The 17,963-nt window shown below is 71.7% G+C and carries 16 protein-coding genes; 9 read left to right on the forward strand and 7 right to left on the reverse strand.

Annotated features, from left to right (window positions below; genetic code table 11):
• The first annotated feature begins 50 nt into the window (after positions 1 to 50).
• Complete coding sequence (locus tag ACFVTC_RS04700) at positions 51 to 818, forward strand: hypothetical protein (RefSeq protein ID WP_390123931.1); 768 nt, start codon at positions 51 to 53, stop codon at positions 816 to 818.
• Here the strand turns inward: ACFVTC_RS04700 and ACFVTC_RS04705 are convergent.
• The 3 genes from ACFVTC_RS04705 to cobT all read right to left on the reverse strand — a co-directional run bounded on the left by ACFVTC_RS04705 (position 755) and on the right by cobT (position 4,679).
• On the reverse strand, positions 755 to 1,474 hold the full coding sequence (locus ACFVTC_RS04705; RefSeq protein WP_390123933.1) for a hypothetical protein: 720 nt from the start codon (positions 1,472 to 1,474) through the stop codon (positions 755 to 757). The genes ACFVTC_RS04700 and ACFVTC_RS04705 overlap by 64 nt on opposite strands.
• Complete coding sequence (locus ACFVTC_RS04710) at positions 1,471 to 3,267, reverse strand: phosphatidylglycerol lysyltransferase domain-containing protein (protein WP_390123935.1); 1,797 nt, start codon at positions 3,265 to 3,267, stop codon at positions 1,471 to 1,473. Before ACFVTC_RS04710 ends, ACFVTC_RS04705 begins: the two co-directional genes overlap by 4 nt.
• Positions 3,268 to 3,560: 293 nt before the next feature.
• On the reverse strand, positions 3,561 to 4,679 hold the full coding sequence (gene cobT / locus ACFVTC_RS04715; protein WP_390123937.1) for a nicotinate-nucleotide--dimethylbenzimidazole phosphoribosyltransferase: 1,119 nt from the start codon (positions 4,677 to 4,679) through the stop codon (positions 3,561 to 3,563).
• A gap of 137 nt (positions 4,680 to 4,816) precedes the next feature.
• On the opposite strand from cobT, the gene ACFVTC_RS04720 reads away from it, so the two are divergent.
• Positions 4,817 to 5,881, forward strand: coding sequence for a class I SAM-dependent methyltransferase (locus tag ACFVTC_RS04720; RefSeq protein ID WP_390123939.1), 1,065 nt, complete (start codon positions 4,817 to 4,819; stop codon positions 5,879 to 5,881).
• A 19-nt stretch (positions 5,882 to 5,900) separates the two neighbouring features.
• Here ACFVTC_RS04720 and ACFVTC_RS04725 read toward each other — a convergent pair whose 3' ends face one another.
• The gene (locus ACFVTC_RS04725) at positions 5,901 to 7,100 is read right to left on the reverse strand and encodes a bifunctional adenosylcobinamide kinase/adenosylcobinamide-phosphate guanylyltransferase (RefSeq protein ID WP_390123941.1); all 1,200 of its coding nucleotides are present in this window, start codon (positions 7,098 to 7,100) and stop codon (positions 5,901 to 5,903) included.
• Between the two features lie 113 nt (positions 7,101 to 7,213).
• On the opposite strand from ACFVTC_RS04725, the gene ACFVTC_RS04730 reads away from it, so the two are divergent.
• Positions 7,214 to 7,426, forward strand: a complete 213-nt coding sequence (locus ACFVTC_RS04730; RefSeq protein ID WP_168527766.1) for a hypothetical protein — start codon at positions 7,214 to 7,216, stop codon at positions 7,424 to 7,426.
• 55 nt (positions 7,427 to 7,481) lie between these two features.
• Here the strand turns inward: ACFVTC_RS04730 and ACFVTC_RS04735 are convergent, their stop codons facing one another.
• Together ACFVTC_RS04735 and ACFVTC_RS04740 are read right to left on the reverse strand one after the other, a co-directional pair.
• A complete protein-coding gene (locus ACFVTC_RS04735) occupies positions 7,482 to 8,183 on the reverse strand; it encodes a bifunctional 2-polyprenyl-6-hydroxyphenol methylase/3-demethylubiquinol 3-O-methyltransferase UbiG (RefSeq protein WP_168527765.1) in 702 nt (233 codons plus the stop codon).
• Positions 8,184 to 8,266: 83 nt separating this feature from the next.
• The gene (locus tag ACFVTC_RS04740) at positions 8,267 to 8,893 is read right to left on the reverse strand and encodes a DUF3043 domain-containing protein (RefSeq protein WP_390123943.1); all 627 of its coding nucleotides are present in this window, start codon (positions 8,891 to 8,893) and stop codon (positions 8,267 to 8,269) included.
• A 269-nt stretch (positions 8,894 to 9,162) separates the two neighbouring features.
• On the opposite strand from ACFVTC_RS04740, the gene ACFVTC_RS04745 reads away from it, so the two are divergent.
• The 5 genes from ACFVTC_RS04745 (at position 9,163) to ACFVTC_RS04765 (ending at position 15,936) form a co-directional block, all read left to right on the forward strand.
• Positions 9,163 to 9,954: a PspA/IM30 family protein gene (locus ACFVTC_RS04745; protein ID WP_390124700.1), complete on the forward strand. Its 792-nt coding sequence runs from the start codon at positions 9,163 to 9,165 to the stop codon at positions 9,952 to 9,954.
• Between the two features lie 55 nt (positions 9,955 to 10,009).
• Complete coding sequence (locus tag ACFVTC_RS04750; RefSeq protein ID WP_153291000.1) at positions 10,010 to 10,288, forward strand: hypothetical protein; 279 nt, start codon at positions 10,010 to 10,012, stop codon at positions 10,286 to 10,288.
• Between the two features lie 344 nt (positions 10,289 to 10,632).
• Positions 10,633 to 11,853, forward strand: coding sequence for a sensor histidine kinase (locus tag ACFVTC_RS04755; protein ID WP_390123946.1), 1,221 nt, complete (start codon positions 10,633 to 10,635; stop codon positions 11,851 to 11,853).
• The gene (locus ACFVTC_RS04760; RefSeq protein WP_390123948.1) at positions 11,850 to 12,533 is read left to right on the forward strand and encodes a response regulator; all 684 of its coding nucleotides are present in this window, start codon (positions 11,850 to 11,852) and stop codon (positions 12,531 to 12,533) included. The genes ACFVTC_RS04755 and ACFVTC_RS04760 overlap by 4 nt, the downstream gene beginning before the upstream one ends.
• Before the next feature lie 271 nt (positions 12,534 to 12,804).
• Positions 12,805 to 15,936 carry an efflux RND transporter permease subunit gene (locus ACFVTC_RS04765; RefSeq protein WP_390123950.1) on the forward strand — a complete coding sequence of 1,044 codons (3,132 nt, stop codon included), beginning with the start codon at positions 12,805 to 12,807 and terminating at the stop codon, positions 15,934 to 15,936.
• Positions 15,937 to 16,033: 97 nt separating this feature from the next.
• Here ACFVTC_RS04765 and nadA read toward each other — a convergent pair whose 3' ends face one another.
• On the reverse strand, positions 16,034 to 17,218 hold the full coding sequence (nadA, locus tag ACFVTC_RS04770) for a quinolinate synthase NadA (RefSeq protein WP_390123952.1): 1,185 nt from the start codon (positions 17,216 to 17,218) through the stop codon (positions 16,034 to 16,036).
• 308 nt (positions 17,219 to 17,526) lie between these two features.
• Here nadA and ACFVTC_RS04775 point away from each other — a divergent pair, with 308 nt between their 5' ends.
• The gene (locus tag ACFVTC_RS04775; protein ID WP_148013634.1) at positions 17,527 to 17,883 is read left to right on the forward strand and encodes an iron-sulfur cluster assembly accessory protein; all 357 of its coding nucleotides are present in this window, start codon (positions 17,527 to 17,529) and stop codon (positions 17,881 to 17,883) included.
• Positions 17,884 to 17,963 lie beyond the last annotated feature (80 nt).

Consider the following 17,963-nt stretch of genomic DNA (forward strand, 5'->3'; position numbering starts at 1 on the left):
GCGGGCGGGTACGGCGGCCGGGGACAGAAGGCATGGATAAAGTGCCCGATATGGGTCATTGGCTGCACCGGAACATCATCGAGCCGGGGAAACTGCCGCTGTTGCTGGCGCTCGGCTCCTTCGTGCTGACCTTTGTGATCACCCGTGTCATCGTCCGGCTCATCCGCGCGGGCAAGGGGCCGTTCGGCAACGTGAAGGCGGGCGGACTGCACATCCACCACGTCGTCCCGGGTGTCGTCCTGACCGTGGTCGGCGGCTTCGGCGCGGTGGCCAGCGTCCGGCCGGGTTTCGGTGCGTCGGCGTTCGCCGTGGTGTTCGGGATGGGCGCGGGGCTCGTGCTGGACGAGTTCGCGCTGATCCTGCACCTGGACGACGTGTACTGGACGGAGGAGGGACGCAAGAGCGTCGAGGTCGTGCTGATCACGGCGGCCCTGGTCGGGCTCGTGCTCGGCGGATTCCTGCCGTTCGGCGTCAACGACCTGAGCGAGCAGGAGGTGCAGGACCGCGGCGGTGTCATCGTCAGCGTCGCGGTGAACTTCCTCTTCGCCCTGCTCGCCCTCGGCAAGGGCAAGGCCCGGATGGCGATCTTCGGCGTGATCGTCCCGTTCCTCGCCCTGATCGGAGCGGTCCGGCTGGCCCGGCCGTCCTCGCCGTGGGCCAGGCGCTTCTACCGCGCACGGCCGCGTGCACGGGCCAGGTCGATGCTGCGCGCCTACCACCACGACCGCCGCTGGGCGGGCCCGCGTCGCAGACTTCAGGACCTGATCGGCGGGAAACCGGATCCGTTGCCCGCCCGGCTGCCTCCGGGGCGCCGGTGACGCCGCCGGCGTCGGCGGCGCAGCGCGGAGATCCCGCAGAGCACGAGGGTCGCGGCGAGTGCGGCGATGTGCTCCCGGCCCGCGAGGTTCCCCTTGACCGTCACCTCGACGGCCATGGACACGATCACCACCGCCGCCGTCCCGTACGCGCGATAGCGCCAGGCCACGAAGACGGCGAGACCGACCACGGCCGCGGAGGGCCCGGTGTCCACGACCCGCGCGTCCGTCGCGGGCAGTCCCAGCGGGTGGTCCGGGCCGAGCATGACCGCGACACGCGCGTAGAGCGTGCCGGCCAGAGTGGCGGCGTACGCGATGACCAGCATCCGCCACCAGCCCAGGCAGATCTCGGCGATGCCGAACACCACGAGGATCTGGATCAGCGCACCCCATACCGGAAGGTCCAGGGCCGGTACGAAGAGTGAGAGCGGGGTGCGCAGCAGAGCGAGCCCGAGTGGTTCGTCTGCCTGTACGGAGCCGATGTCCTGGACGAACCCGTAGCCCCAGGGCTGGTTCTGCGCGAACTGCAGGAGAGCCGTCAGGAGAACGGCTCCCAGGGTCACCGGGATCGCTCGCAGGCGCCTTGCCTCCAGGGCCCCGCGGACGGTGAGGAACAGCGGTCCCCACTCCGCGCGGGCCAGGCGGGCGAGTGTGTTCATCTATGCGACTCGAGGTGCTTGCGGTGCAGCCACTTCGGCAGTCCCGGAGCTTCCAGGAACCCTTCCGCGCGGGCCGACGCGACACCGATGCGCAGCAGGTCCGCGCTCTTCTCGAAGAGCAGGAACCGGGGTTCCCAGATCGGCCTGTACTTGGCGTTGGCGCGGTAGAGCGACTCGATCTGCCACCAGCGCGAGAAGAAACTGAGCAGGGAACGCCACAGCCGCAGCACCGGGCCCGCGCCCAGTCGCGCGCCACGTTCGAAGACGGAACGGAACATGGCGAAGTTGAGCGAGACCTGGGTGATCCCGATGTCCCGGGCGCGGCGCAGGAGTTCGATCACCATGAACTCCATCAGCCCGTTCTCGGAGTCGCGGTCGCGCCGCATGAGGTCGAGGGAGAGCCCGCGCGGGCCCCAGGGCACGAAGGACAGCAGCGCCCTCAACTCGCCCTCGCCGTCCGTGCATTCGAGCATCACGCACTGTCCGTCGTCGGGGTCGCCGAGCCGTCCCAGGGCCATGCTGAACCCGCGTTCGGTGGCCCCGTCGCGCCAGTCGTCGGCACGCTCCAGGAGGTGGGCCATCTCGTCCGCCGGGATGTCGTCATGGCGGCGGATGCGCACCCGGTACCCGGCTCGCTTCACCCGGTTGTATGCCTGCCGGACGGTACGCATGGCCCGTCCTTCGAGCGTGAACTCGGCGGTCTCCACGATGGCTTCGTCGCCCAGCTCCAGAGCGTCGAGGCCGTGCCGGGAGTAGATGGTCCCGGCCTCCTCGCTCGCGCCCATCACCGCCGGGATCCAGCCGTGCGCGCGGGCCTCGGCGAGCCAGGGCTCGATGGCGCCGGGCCACGCCTCGGGATCGCCCAGGGGGTCGCCGGAGGCCAGCGAGACCCCGCCGACGACCCGGTACGCCACCGCGGCCTTGCCGGTCGGCGACCAGACCACGCTCTTCTCCCGGCGCAGCGCGAAGTATCCGAGCGAGTCCCGGTCGCCGTTCCTGTCGAGCAGGACCCGCAGCCGTTTCTCGTCGTCCTCGGTGAGCGGGTCGACGGCGCGGCGGGACCGGAAGGCCGCGTAGAAGACGGCGAGGACCAGCAGGGTGCTGAGCACGTTGATGGTGACGTTGACCCAGTTGGCGATCTCCAGCCCGTGGAAGCGGGAGTCGTCGGCGGCGACCGAGACCAGCCGCAGGGTGCCGTAGCGCCAGCGTTCCGCGAACGTGGAACGGGACGCGTCGTGCGCGCTGTTGGTGACCGTCACCAGCAGCGCGGCGAGCAGTGAGCAGACGAGCAGACCGCCGGTGGCGACGGCGGCGGCGAGCTTCGGGTTCGAACGGTCGCCCTTCGCGTAGAACTCGCGGCGGCCCACGACGAGCGAGGCGACGAACGCCGCGGTCAGTGCGAGCGAGATCCAGTTCTGGGCGTACTGACGGATCTCCGGGAACGCCATCGCGACGGCGAACAGCAGCAGGAAGAGCCCGCTGAGGACGAAGTTCAGGATCCATGCGGCCCGCTTGCGCCGGCGCATGGTGATGGCGAGGAACATCGTGAACACGCCCGAGGCGAATCCCGCCGTCAGCAGGTACGGGGTGAAGAGGTTCTCGGTGTTGTGGCGCCGCACGTCCTGGCCGAGCGTCAGCCACGCGGCGCTCAGGAAGTTGATGAACGTGACCGCACGCAGGTACCAGACGGTGAAACCGGCGGCTCTGCGTGAGGCCCCGGTGGACCCGCGGTCCCCTTCGACCTGACGGGCCGGGGGCCGCTCCTGCGCGACGGCAATTCGGGCATCTCCCATAATGCGCGATGATATGGGGCGGTGTGCTCCGCGCGGGGGAAGGTCGGTGCGGGGGCTGTTGCGGGGTGGGTTCACGGGAGGCGGGCGCGGCCGGGCGCGATCGCCCCCACCCGCGGCCGGCCGACTGGCGCCCACCCGGCAGCGCGCCCCTCAGGGACCGCGGGGAACCGCGCGAGCACCCCACGCCGGCCGTCAGCCGAACGACTGCGCCCTCCCCACACACATCCCCTCGGGGTGCCCGCGCCCTCAGGGGTGACCGCTGGAGGGCAGGGGGTTGCGTGGCCCCCGGCGGGTCACTCCTCGCCGGAGGGTGCGGACTCGGACTCGAGGGCGGACTCGGGCTCGGGCTCGGGTTCGGGTGTGGGCTCGGGCGTCACGGGAAGCTCCGCGGCGAGTGCGGCCGCGGACTGGACGAGGGGCAGGGCCAGCAGCGCCCCCGCGCCCTCGCCGACCGTGACCCCGTGGTCGAGCAGCGGTTCGAGCGCCATCCGGTCCAGCGCCTTCGCCTGGGCCGGCTCGCCGCTGTTCTGCCCGGCCAGCCACCAGTCCGGCGCCCGGAAGGCGACCCGCTGCCCGACGAGGGCGCACGCGGCCGAGACCACCCCGTCGAGCACGACGGGCATCTTGCGTACCGCGCTCTGCAGCAGGAACCCGGTCATCGCGGCGAGGTCCGCCCCGCCGACCACCGCGAGCAACTGCAGCTGATCCCCGAGCACGGGCCGCGCCCGCCGCAGCGCGTCCCGCACGGCCGCGCACTTGCGCATCCACGCGAGGTCGTCGATGGCCCGCCCGCCCCGCCCGGTGACGACTGACGCGTCGGTCCCGCACAGCGCCGCGACCAGCACGGCCGCAGCGGTGGTCCCGCCGACGCTCACATCGCCGAGCACCACCAGGTCCGTACCCGAGTCCGCCTCCTCGTCCGCGACCGCGACACCCGCCAGGAACGCGGCCTCGGCCTCCTCCGCGGTCAGCGCGTCCTCGACGTCGATGCGTCCCGAACCGCGCCGCACCCGGTGCCGTACGACCTCGGCGGGCAGTTCCGCGGGGTCGCAGTCCAGCGCCATGTCGACCACGCGGACGGGGACGCCGAGCCGGCGCGCCAGCACCGCCGCCGGGCTCGCGCCCTCCAGGACCGCCCGCACCAACCGGTCGGCGGTGCCCGCGGGCCGCGCGGACACACCGAGTCCGGCGATCCCGTGGTCGCCCGCGAACAGCACCACGCGCGGACGCTCGATCGGCCGCACGGGCACCGCGCCCTGCGCCGCCGCCAGCCACTCACCCAGGTCGTCGAGGCGGCCCAGCGCTCCGGGCGGCACGGTCTGGCGCTCCCGGCGCGCCTCGGCGTCGCGGCGCACCCCGCCGTCGGGGCGCTCGATCAGATCGGTGAAGTCGTCGAGATTAAGCGAGCTCATTCGCCGAACAGTACCGGCACCGATCGAACACGTCCGCGCCACGTCGTTGCGCCCCGGAACGCCATCCGATACGTACCGTTTGTGTCGGATTGTCGTATGCCCGGTCCGTCGCCCCGCCTCCCCTTCCAGGAGCGCCCATGCCCCCCACACCGCCCCCGACCGACGACCACCGCGCCGCCTACGCGGCCGAACTCGCCCGGGGCACCGACCGGTTCCACGAACCGCGCCGGGAGGACTGCCCGTGGTGCGGTTCGAACCGGCTGCGCACCCGGCTGCGTACGCCGGACCTCGTCCAGCGCAAGCCCGGCACGTTCGTCGTCGACGAGTGCGGGGACTGCGCCCACGCCTTCCAGAACCCCCGGCTCACGGCGGAGGGCCTGGCCTTCTACCACCGGGACTTCCACGAGACGCTCGACAGCCTCACCGACCGGCTCCTCGGCGCCCGCGGCAGCAGCGGGCGGCACCGCGCCGCCGCCCGCGCGCTGCTGCCGTACGCCGAACCGGAGAGCTGGCTCGACGTCGGCACCGGGCACGGCTACTTCCCGGCCGCCGCCAAGGAGGTCCACCCGTACACCTCCTTCGACGGACTGGACCCCACCCGCCGCGTCGAGAAGGCGAGGGCGGCCGGGCGGGTCGAGGAGGCCCATCGCGGCCGGCTCGGCGACCCCCGGATCACCGGCCGGCTGCGCGCCCGCTACGACGTCGTCAGCATGTTCCACCATCTGGAGCACACCCCCGACCCGCGCGAGGAACTGCGCGCCGCCCTGGTGGTCCTGCGGCCCGGCGGACACCTCCTCGTCGAAGTCCCCGACCCCGACTGCGCGTTCGGCGCGCTGCTGGGCAAGTGGTGGGTGTCCTACGGCCAGCCGCGCCACCTCCACCTCATGCCGCTGCCCAACCTGCTGGCCGAACTGGAGTCGCTGGGCTGCGAGATCGTCACGACGGACCGCCGCGAACCGCACATCCCGTACGACCTCGCGGGCGCCCTCGCGCTCGCCCTCGGGCGGGTCGTGCCCGACCTCGACGCCCCCTGGCGTCCGGCGCCGCCGACCGCGCTGCGGCGCCGGCTGCACACCGTCCTGACCGGGGCGTCGGCCCCGCTGCTCGCCTCGGCCTCCGTCCTGGACCACGCCGTCGCCCCCCTCCTCCGGCGCACCCGCTTCTCGAACGCGTACCGGATCATCGCCCGCAGACGGGCATGAGCCCGGGACGCAACCGCGATCAGCCCCGCAGGACCAGCGCCTGCCCCGCCACCACCAGCAGCAGGTGCTCGCACTCCGCCCCGAACCCCGCGTTCAGACGCCCGAGTTCGTCGCGGTAGCGGCGCCCGGAGGAGGTGGCCGGGACGATGCCGGAGCCGACCTCGTTGGAGACGGCGACCAGGGTGCGGCGGGTGTCGCGGACGGCGGCGGTGAGCTCCTCGACCCGGGCGCGCAGCGCGCGTTCGCCGCCGCCGGCCCACTCCGCGTCGTCCCAGGCGTTCACGGAGTCCATCGCGTCCGTCAGCCACAGCGAGAGGCAGTCGACGAGGAGTGGCGGCCCCTCCTCCGCCAGCAGCGGGACCAGGTCGCAGGTCTCGGTGGTGCGCCACGAGCCTGGGCGCCGCTCGCGGTGCGCGCTCACCCGCGACGCCCACTCGTCGTCCCCGCCCCGGGTGCCGCCCGTCGCCACGTACAGCACGTCGGGGAAGGACTCCAGCCGCCGTTCGGCCTCGACGGACTTGCCGGAGCGCGCGCCGCCGAGCACCAGGGTGCGCCGCGGCACGTCCGGTACGTCCTCGTAGACGCCCACGTCCAGCGTCGTCCCGTCCGGCACCGCGCGGGCGCCCGCCGCCGCGAGCCGGCGCCGCAGTTCGGGGCCCGGCGGCACTTCGTGGTCGAGGTGCACCGCGATCACGTCCGTCGTGGGTCCGACGGCGCCCACCGCCCGCAGCTTCGCCAGCGCGTCCGGCCGCCCCACCACGTCGGCCGCCACCATGGCGTACGAGCCGCCGTCGGCGTCGAGTCCGGCGGGGGCCGCGCCCGGCGGCAGATAGAGCAGCCGCTGTCCGTCCGGCCCGGTCACCGCGTATCCCGTGCCCGGCGCGTCCATCGGCACCGCCCGCACCCGGTGCCCGGTCAGCAGGGTCAACTCGCTGCCGTCAGGAACCCGCACGGGCTGGGGCAGTCCCGCGGGCACCTCGACGGCGGGTCCGTCGTGCGGATGCGAGAGCAGTACCTGCCGTACGCCACCGAGCGTGTGCCCGGCGCGCGCGGCCGCGAACGCCGCGCCGGGTGTCAGGTCGAGCAGCAGCGTGCCGTCCACGAGCAGCGCGGTGGCCGCCCGCGCGTCTTCGCCGAGCGCGAGCGCGCAGGACGAGCAGGGGCAGTCGGGGCGGGGCAGGCCCTCAGGGGCGCCGGTGCCGAGCAGAGTCAGTTCCACGGAGATGATTTTTCCGTGTCCCCGCAGGTCTTGCGCGCCCGGCTAGGCTTCGGACGGGAGCCGGATCTTGTCGGGCTCCCGCTGTGCAGTGTGCTCATACCTGGGAGGCGTACATGGCGGCATGGACGTGGCGGTTCGAGAAGGCCGACGGGACAGAGGTCCAACCCGCGGTGGAGCCCGAGGAGTTCACCACGCAGGGGGACGCGGAGTCCTGGATCGGCGAGGTGTGGAAGGACCTCCTGGCGGGCGGCGCCGACCAGGTGTTCCTCTTCGAGGACAGCACGCAGATCTACGGGCCGATGAGCCTGCACGCCGAGCCCGAGTAGGCCGGTAGAGGTCGCCGGGGCCACCGGAACCGGCTCCGGCGACCCGCCCGTGCCCTCAGCCCCGTACGCCGCACAGGTGCAGCAGCGCCGCCACCTGACGGTAGGGATCGGTCCGTCCGGCCCGCTCCTCCGCGGCCAGCAGACTCTCCACGTCCTCGGGAACGGGTGTCCCGTCCGGCGCGCCGTCCGTGAAGACCCGCACGCCGTACCAGGCGTGCAACGGCGCCCCGATCCCCGCCAGCGTCGACGTCAGCGTGGCCAGCCGGTCGGCGCGGACGGCGAGCCCGAGCCGGTTGACGTACGCGTCGGATTCGAACGCGGCCAGTGCCGACGACCAGTCCCCGGCCAGCCCCGGCCGCAGGGCCAGCGCGTCGGCGTTGCGCACCAGCAGCGAGAGCAGCCCGCCCGGGGCCAGCATCCTCGCCAGCCCCGCGACCAGCGGGTCCGGCTCCTCGACGTACATCAGCACGCCGTGACAGAGCACCACGTCGAAACTGCCGGGCAGGAAGTGGACCCCCGTGTCCCGGCCGTCGCCCTCGATGAGCCGGACCCGGCCCTGGATGCCCTCGGGCTCGGCGGCCAGCGCGCGGCGGGCGACGGAGAGCATCCGGCCGTCCTGCTCCAGGCCGGTCACCTGGTGCCCGGCGCGGGCCAGCCGCAGCGCCTGCGTCCCCTGGCCCATCCCGACGTCCAGCACCCGCAGGCGCTGCCCGACCGGGAACCGCCCGGCTATCTGCTCGTCGAGCTGCCGGGCCACCAGCTCCTGTCGTACGACATCACGCAACCCGCCCAGCTTGCTCAGCCAGGCATCCGCCGCGTCGCCGGAGAAGGATGCCGCGCTCAGGGCCGCTCTCCGCGCTTGACCTGCGGCTTCGGCAGCCGGAGGCGACGCATCTGGAGAGTACGCATCAGCGCGTAGGGAACCGCGCCCTTCTTGGGGAGGTCCGGGAAGCGCGTGGCGAGCTGCTTCTTCAGACGGATCGCGATGCCGATCGAGTCGACCACGATCATCACGATCACGACCAGCCACAACAGCAGCGCGATGTTCTGCAGCGAGCCCACCCGCACCATGCTCAGCACGAGGATGACCACGGCCATCGGCAGGAAGAACTCCGCGATGCAGAAGCGCGAGTCCACGAAGTCGCGCGCGAACTTCCGCACCTGCCCCTTGTCGCGGGCGGGCAGATAGCGCTGGTCCCCGCTGGCCAGCGCCTGGCGCTGCTTCTCCAGCTGGACACGGCGATCGTCGCGCTGGCGCTTGGCGGCCTCCTTGCGCGTCGACGGCGTCTGGGCGACGCTGCGACGCTGGGTCTGGGCCTCACTGCGCTTGGGCGTGGGGCGGCCCTTGGGGGCCTGCGGGTCACGGGTCTGCTTGGAGTCGGTCACCCGCGCCTTGTCGGCGGGGGCCTTCTCTTCCTTGGCACGGCTACGGAACACAAAACCCAAGGGTACGGGGTGCGGCGGCATGGACGTCGATCGAGTGGGGAACGATCCGGCAACACCGTACGTCTGTAGGGGGACACAGGGGACGTTGTTCGCGGGGGGACGTGAAAGGGACGCGGGGGGTCACCCCGGGTTCCACCTACTCCCTACGCCGGAGCGGCACCGTACGCAGTCGTCCTTGGGGATGAGCGCATCCGTCCCCGAACAGTGCGGTAATGGATGCAGGGCCCGTACTGTGGGTTCTGTTGCAGTACCTGGAGCTGGAGTCCGTCAGAAGGGGGCGCGCGAAGCCCATGAGCGGTGTCATGAAGCGTATGGGGATGATCTTCCGCGCGAAGGCGAACAAGGCCCTTGACCGGGCCGAGGACCCGCGCGAAACCCTCGATTACTCGTACCAGAAGCAGCTGGAGCTGCTCCAGAAGGTACGCCGTGGTGTCGCCGACGTCGCGACCTCCCGCAAGCGTCTGGAACTGCAGCTCAACCAGCTCCAGAACCAGTCCACCAAGCTGGAGGACCAGGGCCGCAAGGCGCTCGCGCTCGGCCGGGAGGATCTGGCCCGCGAGGCGCTCTCCCGCCGCGCCGCGCTCCAGCAGCAGGTGACGGACCTGGAGACGCAGCACCAGACCCTCCAGGGCGAGGAGGAGAAGCTCACCCTCGCGGCCCAGCGTCTGCAGGCCAAGGTCGACGCCTTCCGCACCAAGAAGGAGACCATCAAGGCCACGTACACCGCGGCCCAGGCGCAGACCCGTATCGGCGAGGCCTTCTCCGGCATCTCCGAGGAGATGGGCGACGTCGGGATGGCCATCCAGCGTGCCGAGGACAAGACCGCGCAGCTGCAGGCCCGCGCGGGTGCCATCGACGAGCTGCTCGCCTCCGGCGCCCTCGACGACCAGTCCGGACTCGCCAAGGACGACATCCAGAGCGAGCTGGACCGGCTCTCCGGTGGTACGGATGTGGAGCTGGAACTGCAGCGCATGAAGGCCGAGCTGGCCGGCGGTTCCTCGCAGCAGGCGATCGAGGGCGGCACGGGAGAGGGCCAGACCCGGTCCCAGCCGCAGGACACCCCGCGCTTCGACAAGCAGTAGCACGGGCAGGAGCGGCAGCGGTGACCGACCGGGTCCCACGCCTTAGGAGGGCGACATGATCGTGCGGATCATGGGGGAGGGGCAGGTGAGGCTGGACGACGGCCACCTCACCGAGCTGAACAAGCTGGACGACGAGCTGCTCGCCGAGGTGGAGGGCGGTGACGAGGCCGGCTTCCGGCGCACCCTCGCCGCGCTTCTCGACGCGGTCCACCGGCTGGGCGCTCCGCTTCCCGACGACGCGCTGGAACCCTCGGGGCTGATCCTCCCGTCCCCGGACGCCACGCTCGCGGAGGTCCGCGACATGCTCGACGGGGACGGCCTGATCCCCGGCTGAGGGTTTCTCCGCCCCCGTACCTGAGGGCTCCGCTCCCAGCCCCCCGCCAGTGGCGCAGCGCCCCCTGGACCCCCGCATCGCCCGAAGCCCGTCCTCGATCGCGGGACGGGGTGGAGGTGCGGGCCTGGGCCGGGATCTGGGGGTGAGCCGGGGATCTGGGGGTGAGCTGACGGTCCCGGGCGGGGGCATGTCCTCAGCCCGTCCGGCGTTTGAGGACGAGGCCGTTCAGGCCGATGGGGGGGGTCTGGGGGGCGGCGGCCCCCGGTACCGACTCCGGGGACGGGAAACCCCGGGTCGGGCAGCACGCGTTCCGCCCCCCGCAAGGTCCCCGTACCGTGAACGAAGTGAGCACCCTAGAGCGCACGAGGTGCAGACTCCGCGCGCACCCGATGGCCCTGGACGCCGCCCTGGCGACCGGCGTACTCGTGACCATGATGGCCAGCTCCTTCGTGGACCCGCACGGCGGTCACGGAGCGGACTGGGGCGCCCGCACCCCCAGCGCCCTCAGCCTGACCCTGATGGTGCTCGGCGCGGCCGCCCTGGTGTTCCGCCGCCGCGCCCCCCTCCCGGTCCTCGCCGCCACCGGCGCGCTCTCCGTCGTGGAACTGGTCGCGAGCGACCCCCGTACCCCGGTCGTGATGTCCGCCGTCGTCGCCCTCTACACCGTCGCGTCGGCCACGGACCGCCCCACCACCTGGCGGGTCGGCCTGCTCACGATGACCGTGCTCACCGCCTGCGCCATGCTCGCCGGCCCGCTGCCCTGGTACGCCCAGGAGAACCTCGGCATCTTCGCCTGGACGGGCATGGCCGCCGCCGCGGGCGACGCCGTCCGCAGCCGCCGCGCCTTCGTCCACGCCATCCGCGAACGCGCCGAACGCGCGGAACGCACCCGCGAGGAGGAGGCCAGGCGCCGCGTCGCCGAGGAACGGCTGCGCATCGCCCGCGATCTGCACGACGTCGTCGCCCACCACATCGCCCTGGTCAACGTGCAGGCCGGAGTCGCCGCGCATGTGATGGACAAGCGCCCGGACCAGGCCAAGGAGGCGCTGTCCCACGTACGGGAGGCCAGCCGTTCCGCCCTCAACGAACTGCGCGCCACCGTCGGCCTGCTGCGCCAGTCCGGCGACCCCGAGGCCCCCACCGAGCCGGCCCCCGGCCTCGCCCGCCTCGACGAACTCGCCGACACCTTCCGCAACGCGGGACTCCCCGTCGAGGTGGCGCGCGCCGACCACGGCACCACCCTCCCCGCGGCGGTCGACCTCGCCGCCTACCGGGTCATCCAGGAAGCCCTCACCAACGTGCGGAAGCACGCGGGCCCCGAGGCGAAGGCCGAGGTCAGCGTCGTACGCGTGGGCCCGAACGTGGAGGTGACCGTCCTCGACAACGGGCCCGGACACGACGACGGCCCGGAGGAGGGCGGCGGCCACGGGCTGCTCGGGATGCGCGAGCGGGTCGGCGCGCTCGGCGGGACCTGCTCCGCCGGTCCCCGGTACGGAGGCGGCTTCCGCGTCCATGCGATCCTTCCGGTCAAGACCCGCACGCCTGCCCTGGGGGACCCCGCATGACCATCCGTGTCCTGCTCGCCGACGACCAGGCGCTGCTGCGCAGCGCGTTCCGCGTCCTCGTCGACTCGGAGTCCGACATGGAGGTCGTGGGGGAGGCGTCCGACGGCGCCGAGGCGGTGCGGCTGGCCAGGGAGACGCGCGCCGACGTGGTGCTGATGGACATCCGCATGCCGGGGACCGACGGGCTCGCCGCCACCCGGCTGATCAGCGCGGATCCCGGGCTCGCGCAGGTGCGGGTGGTCATGCTGACGACCTTCGAGGTCGACGAGTACGTGGTCCAGTCGCTGCGGGCCGGGGCCTCCGGGTTCCTCGGCAAGGGCGCCGAGCCGGACGAGCTGCTGAACGCCATCCGGATCGCGGCGGGCGGCGAGGCGCTGCTCTCCCCGGCGGCGACCAAGGGACTGATCGCCAAGTTCCTCGCGCAGGGCGACGGCGCGGACGAGGGGCGCGACCCGGGCCGCACGGAGCGGCTGAACGCGCTCACCGGGCGCGAGCGCGAGGTGCTCGTCCAGGTCGCGGGGGGCCACTCCAACGACGAGATCGCCGAGCGGCTGGAGGTCAGCCCGCTGACGGTGAAGACACACGTCAACCGGGCCATGGCGAAACTCGGCGCCCGCGACCGGGCGCAACTCGTCGTCATCGCGTACGAGTCGGGACTGGTACGTCCAAGGGTGGAGTGAACTTCACCGGGCCGTACTGCGCCCGCAGTAGGTTCCCCATAAGGAAATAGACCCAGGGGCGACGGATCACCGCCGGCCGATGGCTCATGGTGGCAGGAGAGCGCTCACCCGTGCGGCGCGGCCGCCGCCCCGGCCCGTCGGGACACGTGCGCGCTCTCCCGCCACCCGGCCGTCATCCCTGCCGTCCCCGCTGCCGTCCCCTGTCGTCCAAGCCGACCACGCCACTCACCACGCACACTCACTCACGCCACGGAAGAGAGACCCCCCACCCATGTCCTGGCTGTCCAGATTCAGCCTCGCGCAACGGGCCCTCATCGGGCTGATGTCGATCGTCGCGCTCGCGTTCGGAGCGATCGCGATCCCCCAGCTCAAGCAGCAGCTGCTGCCCACCATCGAACTGCCCATGGTGTCCGTGCTCGCGCCGTACCAGGGTGCGTCCCCCGATGTGGTCGAGAAGCAGGTCGTCGAGCCCATCGAGGACAGTCTCGAAGGCGTCGACGGCATCACCGGTGTCACCTCCACCGCCGGCGAGGGCAACGCCGTGATCAGGGCGTCCTTCGACTACGGCAACAACACCAAGCAGCTCGTCGCCGACGTCCAGCAGGCCGTCAACCGTGCCCGCGTCCAGCTCCCGGACGCCGTCGACCCGCAGGTCATCGCGGGTTCGACCGACGACATCCCGACCGTGGTGCTCGCCGTCACGTCCGACAAGGACCAGCAGGCCCTGTCCGACCAGCTCGACCGCACGGTCGTGCCGGACCTCAAGAGCATCGACGGCGTCGGCCAGGTGACGGTGGACGGCGTGCGGGACCTCCAGGTCACCGTGGTGCCGGACGACGGAAGGATGGCGGACGCCGGGCTCACCCCCGCCGCTCTCGGCCAGGCGCTGCAGGCGGGCGGCGCGACCGTCCCGGCCGGCTCCTTCGACGAGGACGGCAACAACCGGACCGTCCAGGTCGGCGGCGGCTTCACCTCGCTGCGGCAGATCCAGGACCTGATGGTCACGGGCGGCCAGGGCAAGAAGCCCGTGCGCCTCTCCTCCGTCGCGAAGGTCGAGCAGGAGCCGTCGAAGGCCGACTCCCTCACCCGCACGGACGGCCGGCCGAGCCTCGCCGTGAACGTCACCATGGACCACGACGGCAGCGCGGTCGCCATCTCCGACGCCGTCAAGGACAAGCTGCCCGGCATGCGCAAGGACCTGGGCACCGGGTCGACGATCACCGTCGTCAGCGACCAGGGCCCGGCCGTGTCCAAGTCGATCAAGGGTCTGACCACCGAGGGCGGGCTGGGCCTGCTCTTCGCGGTCCTGGTCATCCTGGTCTTCCTGGCGTCGATCCGCTCGACGCTCGTCACCGCGGTGTCCATCCCGCTGTCGGTGGTGCTGGCGCTGATCGTGCTCTGGACCCGTGACCTGTCGCTCAACATGCTCACGCTCGGCGCGCTCACCATCGCGATCGGCCGGGTCGTCGACGACTCGATCGTCGTCCTGGAGAACATCAAGCGGCACCTCGGCTACGGCGAGGAGCGCGAGGAGGCCATCCTCAAGGCGGTCCGCGAGGTGGCGGGCGCGGTCACGTCCTCGACCCTCACCACGGTCGCCGTCTTCCTGCCCATCGGCCTCACCGGCGGCATGGTGGGCGAGCTGTTCGGCTCCTTCAGCCTGACGGTCACGGCGGCGCTGCTGGCGTCCCTCATCGTCTCCCTGACGGTCGTCCCGGTTCTGTCGTACTGGTTCCTGCGGCCCCCGAAGGACATGCCGGCGGACGCCGACGAGGCACGCCGCACGGCCGAGGAGAAGGAGGCCCGCAGCCGTCTGCAGCGCTTCTACGTCCCCGTCCTGCGCTTCGCCACCCGCCGCCGTCTGACCAGCGTGGCGCTCGCGGCGGTCGTCCTGGTCGGCACCTTCGGCATGGCGCCACTGCTGAAGACGAACTTCTTCGACCAGGGCGAGCAGAAGGTGCTCACCCTCAAGCAGGAACTGAAGCCGGGCACCAGCCTGGCGGCGACCGACACGCAGGCGAAGAAGGTCGAGCGGATGCTCGGCGGCGTCAAGGGCGTCAAGGACTACCAGGTCACGGTCGGCTCGTCCGGGTTCATGGCCGCGTTCGGTGGCGGTACGGACACCAACCAGGCCTCCTACCAGGTCATGCTGGAGGACTCGGCGTCCGCCGCCGACGTCCAGAACCGCATCGAGGACGGACTCGGCAAGCTCTCCGGCATCGGTACGACGACGGTCGCGGCCGGCGACGGCTTCGGCAACCAGGACCTCAGCGTGGTCGTGAAGGCGGCCGACGCGGGCGTCCTGCGCGAGGCGGCGGAGCGGGTGCGGGCCGAGGTCGCGAAGCTCGACGACGTGACGGACGTGACCAGCGACCTGGCGCAGAGCGTGCCGCGCATCTCGGTCAAGGCCAACTCCAAGGCCGCGGCGGCCGGGTTCGACGACGCCACGCTCGGCGGTGCCGTCGCCGAGGCGGTGCGCGGCACCACCAGCGGCAAGGCGATCCTGGACGACAGCGAGCGGGACGTCGTCATCAGGTCGGCGAAGCCGGCCGAGTCGCTGGCCGGGCTCAGGGACCTGCGTCTCGGCGCGGTGAAGCTCGGTGACATCGCGGACGTGAAGCTGGTCGACGGCCCGGTCTCGATGACCCGGATCGACGGCCGGCGGGCCGCCACGATCACGGCGAAGCCGACCGGGGACAACACGGGCGCGGTCAGCTCGGCCCTCACCACGAAGCTGAAGGCGCTCAAGCTCCCGGCCGGGGCGACCGCCGAGATCGGCGGGGTCTCGCAGAACCAGGACGACGCGTTCAAGAACCTCGGCCTGGCGATGCTGGCGGCGATCGCGATCGTCTTCATGCTGCTGGTCGCGACCTTCCGCTCCCTGGTGCAGCCGCTGATCCTGCTCGTCTCGATCCCGTTCGCGGCGACGGGCGCGATCGGCCTGCTGGTCGTCACCGGTACCCCGATGGGTGTCCCGGCGATGATCGGCATGCTGATGCTCATCGGCATCGTGGTGACGAACGCGATCGTGCTGATCGACCTGATCAACCAGTACCGCGGACAGGGCTACGGAGTGGTCGAGGCCGTGGTGGAGGGTGGCCGTCACCGTCTCCGCCCGATCCTCATGACGGCCCTGGCGACGATCTTCGCCCTGCTCCCGATGGCTCTCGGCGTCACGGGTGAGGGCGGCTTCATCGCCCAGCCGCTGGCGGTGGTCGTCATCGGCGGCCTGATCAGCTCGACCCTGCTGACGCTCCTGCTGGTCCCGACGCTCTACGCGATGCTCGAACTCCGCAAGGAGCGGCGGGCGGGGAAGAAGGCGCAGAAGCGGCTGAAGAAGGCCGGGTCCCCGCCGCGGACGCCGTCCGTCCCGGACGACGAGCCGGAACCGGCGAAGGTCTGACGACCTGAGTCCCTGGGTCCCCGTGGTGCCCGGGGTACCGAAACGGCGCGGGCCCGTCCGACACCGATGGTGTCGGACGGGCCCGCGCCGTTCGCGGTTACGGCAGCGCCAGCATCCGCTCCAGCGCCAGCTTGGCGAACCGTTCCGTCTCCCGGTCCACCTCGATGCGGTTGACCAGGTTGCCCTCGGCCAGCGACTCCAGGGTCCACACCAGGTGCGGCAGGTCGATGCGGTTCATGGTCGAGCAGAAGCAGACCGTCTTGTCGAGGAAGACGATCTCCTTGCCCTCGGGGGCGAAACGGTTCGCGAGCCGCCGTACGAGATTCAGCTCCGTGCCGATCGCCCACTTCGAGCCGGCCGGAGCCGCCTCCAGGGCCTTGATGATGTACTCCGTGGAGCCGACGTAGTCCGCCGCCTCGACGACCTCGTGCTTGCACTCCGGGTGGACGAGCACGTTCACGCCGGGGACGCGCTCGCGCACGTCGTTCACCGAGTCCAGGCTGAAGCGGCCGTGCACCGAGCAGTGGCCGCGCCACAGGATCATCTTCGCGTCGCGCAGCTGCTGCGCGGTCAGGCCGCCGTTCGGCTTGTGGGGGTTGTAGAGGACGCAGTCCTCCAGGGACATCCCCATGTCGCGGACGGCGGTGTTGCGGCCGAGGTGCTGGTCGGGGAGGAAGAGGACCTTCTCGCCCTGCTCGAAGGCCCACTCCAGGGCCCGCTGGGCGTTCGACGACGTGCAGATCGTGCCGCCGTGCCTGCCGGTGAACGCCTTGATGTCGGCGGACGAGTTCATGTACGAGACGGGGACGACCTGGCCGGCCACCCCGGCCTCGGTCAGCACGTCCCAGCACTCGGCGACCTGCTCGGCCGTGGCCATGTCGGCCATGGAGCAGCCGGCGGCGAGGTCGGGGAGGACCACCTTCTGGTCGTCGGAGGTGAGGATGTCCGCGGACTCCGCCATGAAGTGCACACCGCAGAAGACGATGTACTCGGCCTCGGGGCGCGCGGCCGCGTCCCGGGCGAGCTTGAAGGAGTCGCCGGTGACGTCCGCGAACTGGATGACCTCGTCGCGCTGGTAGTGGTGGCCGAGCACGAAGACCTTGTCGCCGAGCTTCTCCTTGGCCGCTCGTGCGCGTTCCACCAGGTCCGGGTCGGACGGCGAGGGCAGGTCGCCGGGGCACTCGACGCCGCGCTCGCTCCTCGGGTCGGCCTCACGGCCGAGCAACAGCAGGGCGAGGGGCGTCGGCTGTACGTCGAGCTCCTGGGTCTGGGCGGTGGTCACGACACGCACCCTTTCTGTTCTGCGGCTCGCCGGGTCACGAACGACCCGGCGGGACATGCGGGACAAGCCTTTTCGTCTAAATGACGCTATCTATCATAACCGCTTCACGTCATGTTGACGATGTCCGTCGTGACCATGTGATGAGAATCCCTGACTCGTCCACAGGCCGCTGGGCGCGTTCTCGCCCGTGTGCGAGCATGAGAGGGAAGAGAGAGACAGAAGACAGACTCTCGGCCCGGAATGAATCCGCGGCCCCGGCGGTTGCAATCGTCGGCAAGCAGTCTCCGAACAACCCGGGAGAGAAGCAGATGTCCGTATCGGACGAGACCACCACCGTGAGCGACGGCATCATGCTGTCCGACGCCGCCGCGGGCAAGGTCAAGGCCCTGCTCGACCAGGAAGGCCGCGACGATCTGGCACTGCGTGTCGCCGTTCAGCCCGGCGGCTGCTCCGGCCTGCGCTACCAGCTCTTCTTCGACGAGCGCTCCCTCGACGGCGATGTCGTCAAGGACTTCGGCGGCGTCAAGGTCGTCACCGACCGCATGAGCGCCCCGTACCTGGGCGGCGCCTCGATCGACTTCGTGGACACCATCGAGAAGCAGGGCTTCACGATCGACAACCCGAACGCGACGGGCTCCTGCGCCTGCGGCGACTCCTTCAGCTAGGCCCCCGGCCCCTTCGCCGGGGGCCAGGCCGAGCGCTGGACACGTACGAAGGCGGCGTCCCCACCGACGGGGACGCCGCC

It is taken from the genome of Streptomyces sp. NPDC057950 (assembly GCF_042887295.1).
GTDB classification, from domain to species: domain Bacteria; phylum Actinomycetota; class Actinomycetes; order Streptomycetales; family Streptomycetaceae; genus Streptomyces; species Streptomyces kaempferi.

Coding starts and splice junctions, on each gene's coding strand:
- ACFVTC_RS04700 (WP_390123931.1), top strand. CDS start 51: ATGGGTCATTGGCTGCACCGGAACATCATCGAGCCGGGGAAACTGCCG.
- ACFVTC_RS04705 (WP_390123933.1), bottom strand. CDS start 1,474: ATGAACACACTCGCCCGCCTGGCCCGCGCGGAGTGGGGACCGCTGTTC.
- ACFVTC_RS04710 (WP_390123935.1), bottom strand. CDS start 3,267: ATGGGAGATGCCCGAATTGCCGTCGCGCAGGAGCGGCCCCCGGCCCGT.
- cobT (WP_390123937.1), bottom strand. CDS start 4,679: ATGAGCTCGCTTAATCTCGACGACTTCACCGATCTGATCGAGCGCCCC.
- ACFVTC_RS04720 (WP_390123939.1), top strand. CDS start 4,817: ATGCCCCCCACACCGCCCCCGACCGACGACCACCGCGCCGCCTACGCG.
- ACFVTC_RS04730 (WP_168527766.1), top strand. CDS start 7,214: ATGGCGGCATGGACGTGGCGGTTCGAGAAGGCCGACGGGACAGAGGTC.
- ACFVTC_RS04740 (WP_390123943.1), bottom strand. CDS start 8,893: ATGCCGCCGCACCCCGTACCCTTGGGTTTTGTGTTCCGTAGCCGTGCC.
- ACFVTC_RS04745 (WP_390124700.1), top strand. CDS start 9,163: ATGAGCGGTGTCATGAAGCGTATGGGGATGATCTTCCGCGCGAAGGCG.
- ACFVTC_RS04750 (WP_153291000.1), top strand. CDS start 10,010: ATGATCGTGCGGATCATGGGGGAGGGGCAGGTGAGGCTGGACGACGGC.
- ACFVTC_RS04760 (WP_390123948.1), top strand. CDS start 11,850: ATGACCATCCGTGTCCTGCTCGCCGACGACCAGGCGCTGCTGCGCAGC.
- ACFVTC_RS04765 (WP_390123950.1), top strand. CDS start 12,805: ATGTCCTGGCTGTCCAGATTCAGCCTCGCGCAACGGGCCCTCATCGGG.
- ACFVTC_RS04775 (WP_148013634.1), top strand. CDS start 17,527: ATGTCCGTATCGGACGAGACCACCACCGTGAGCGACGGCATCATGCTG.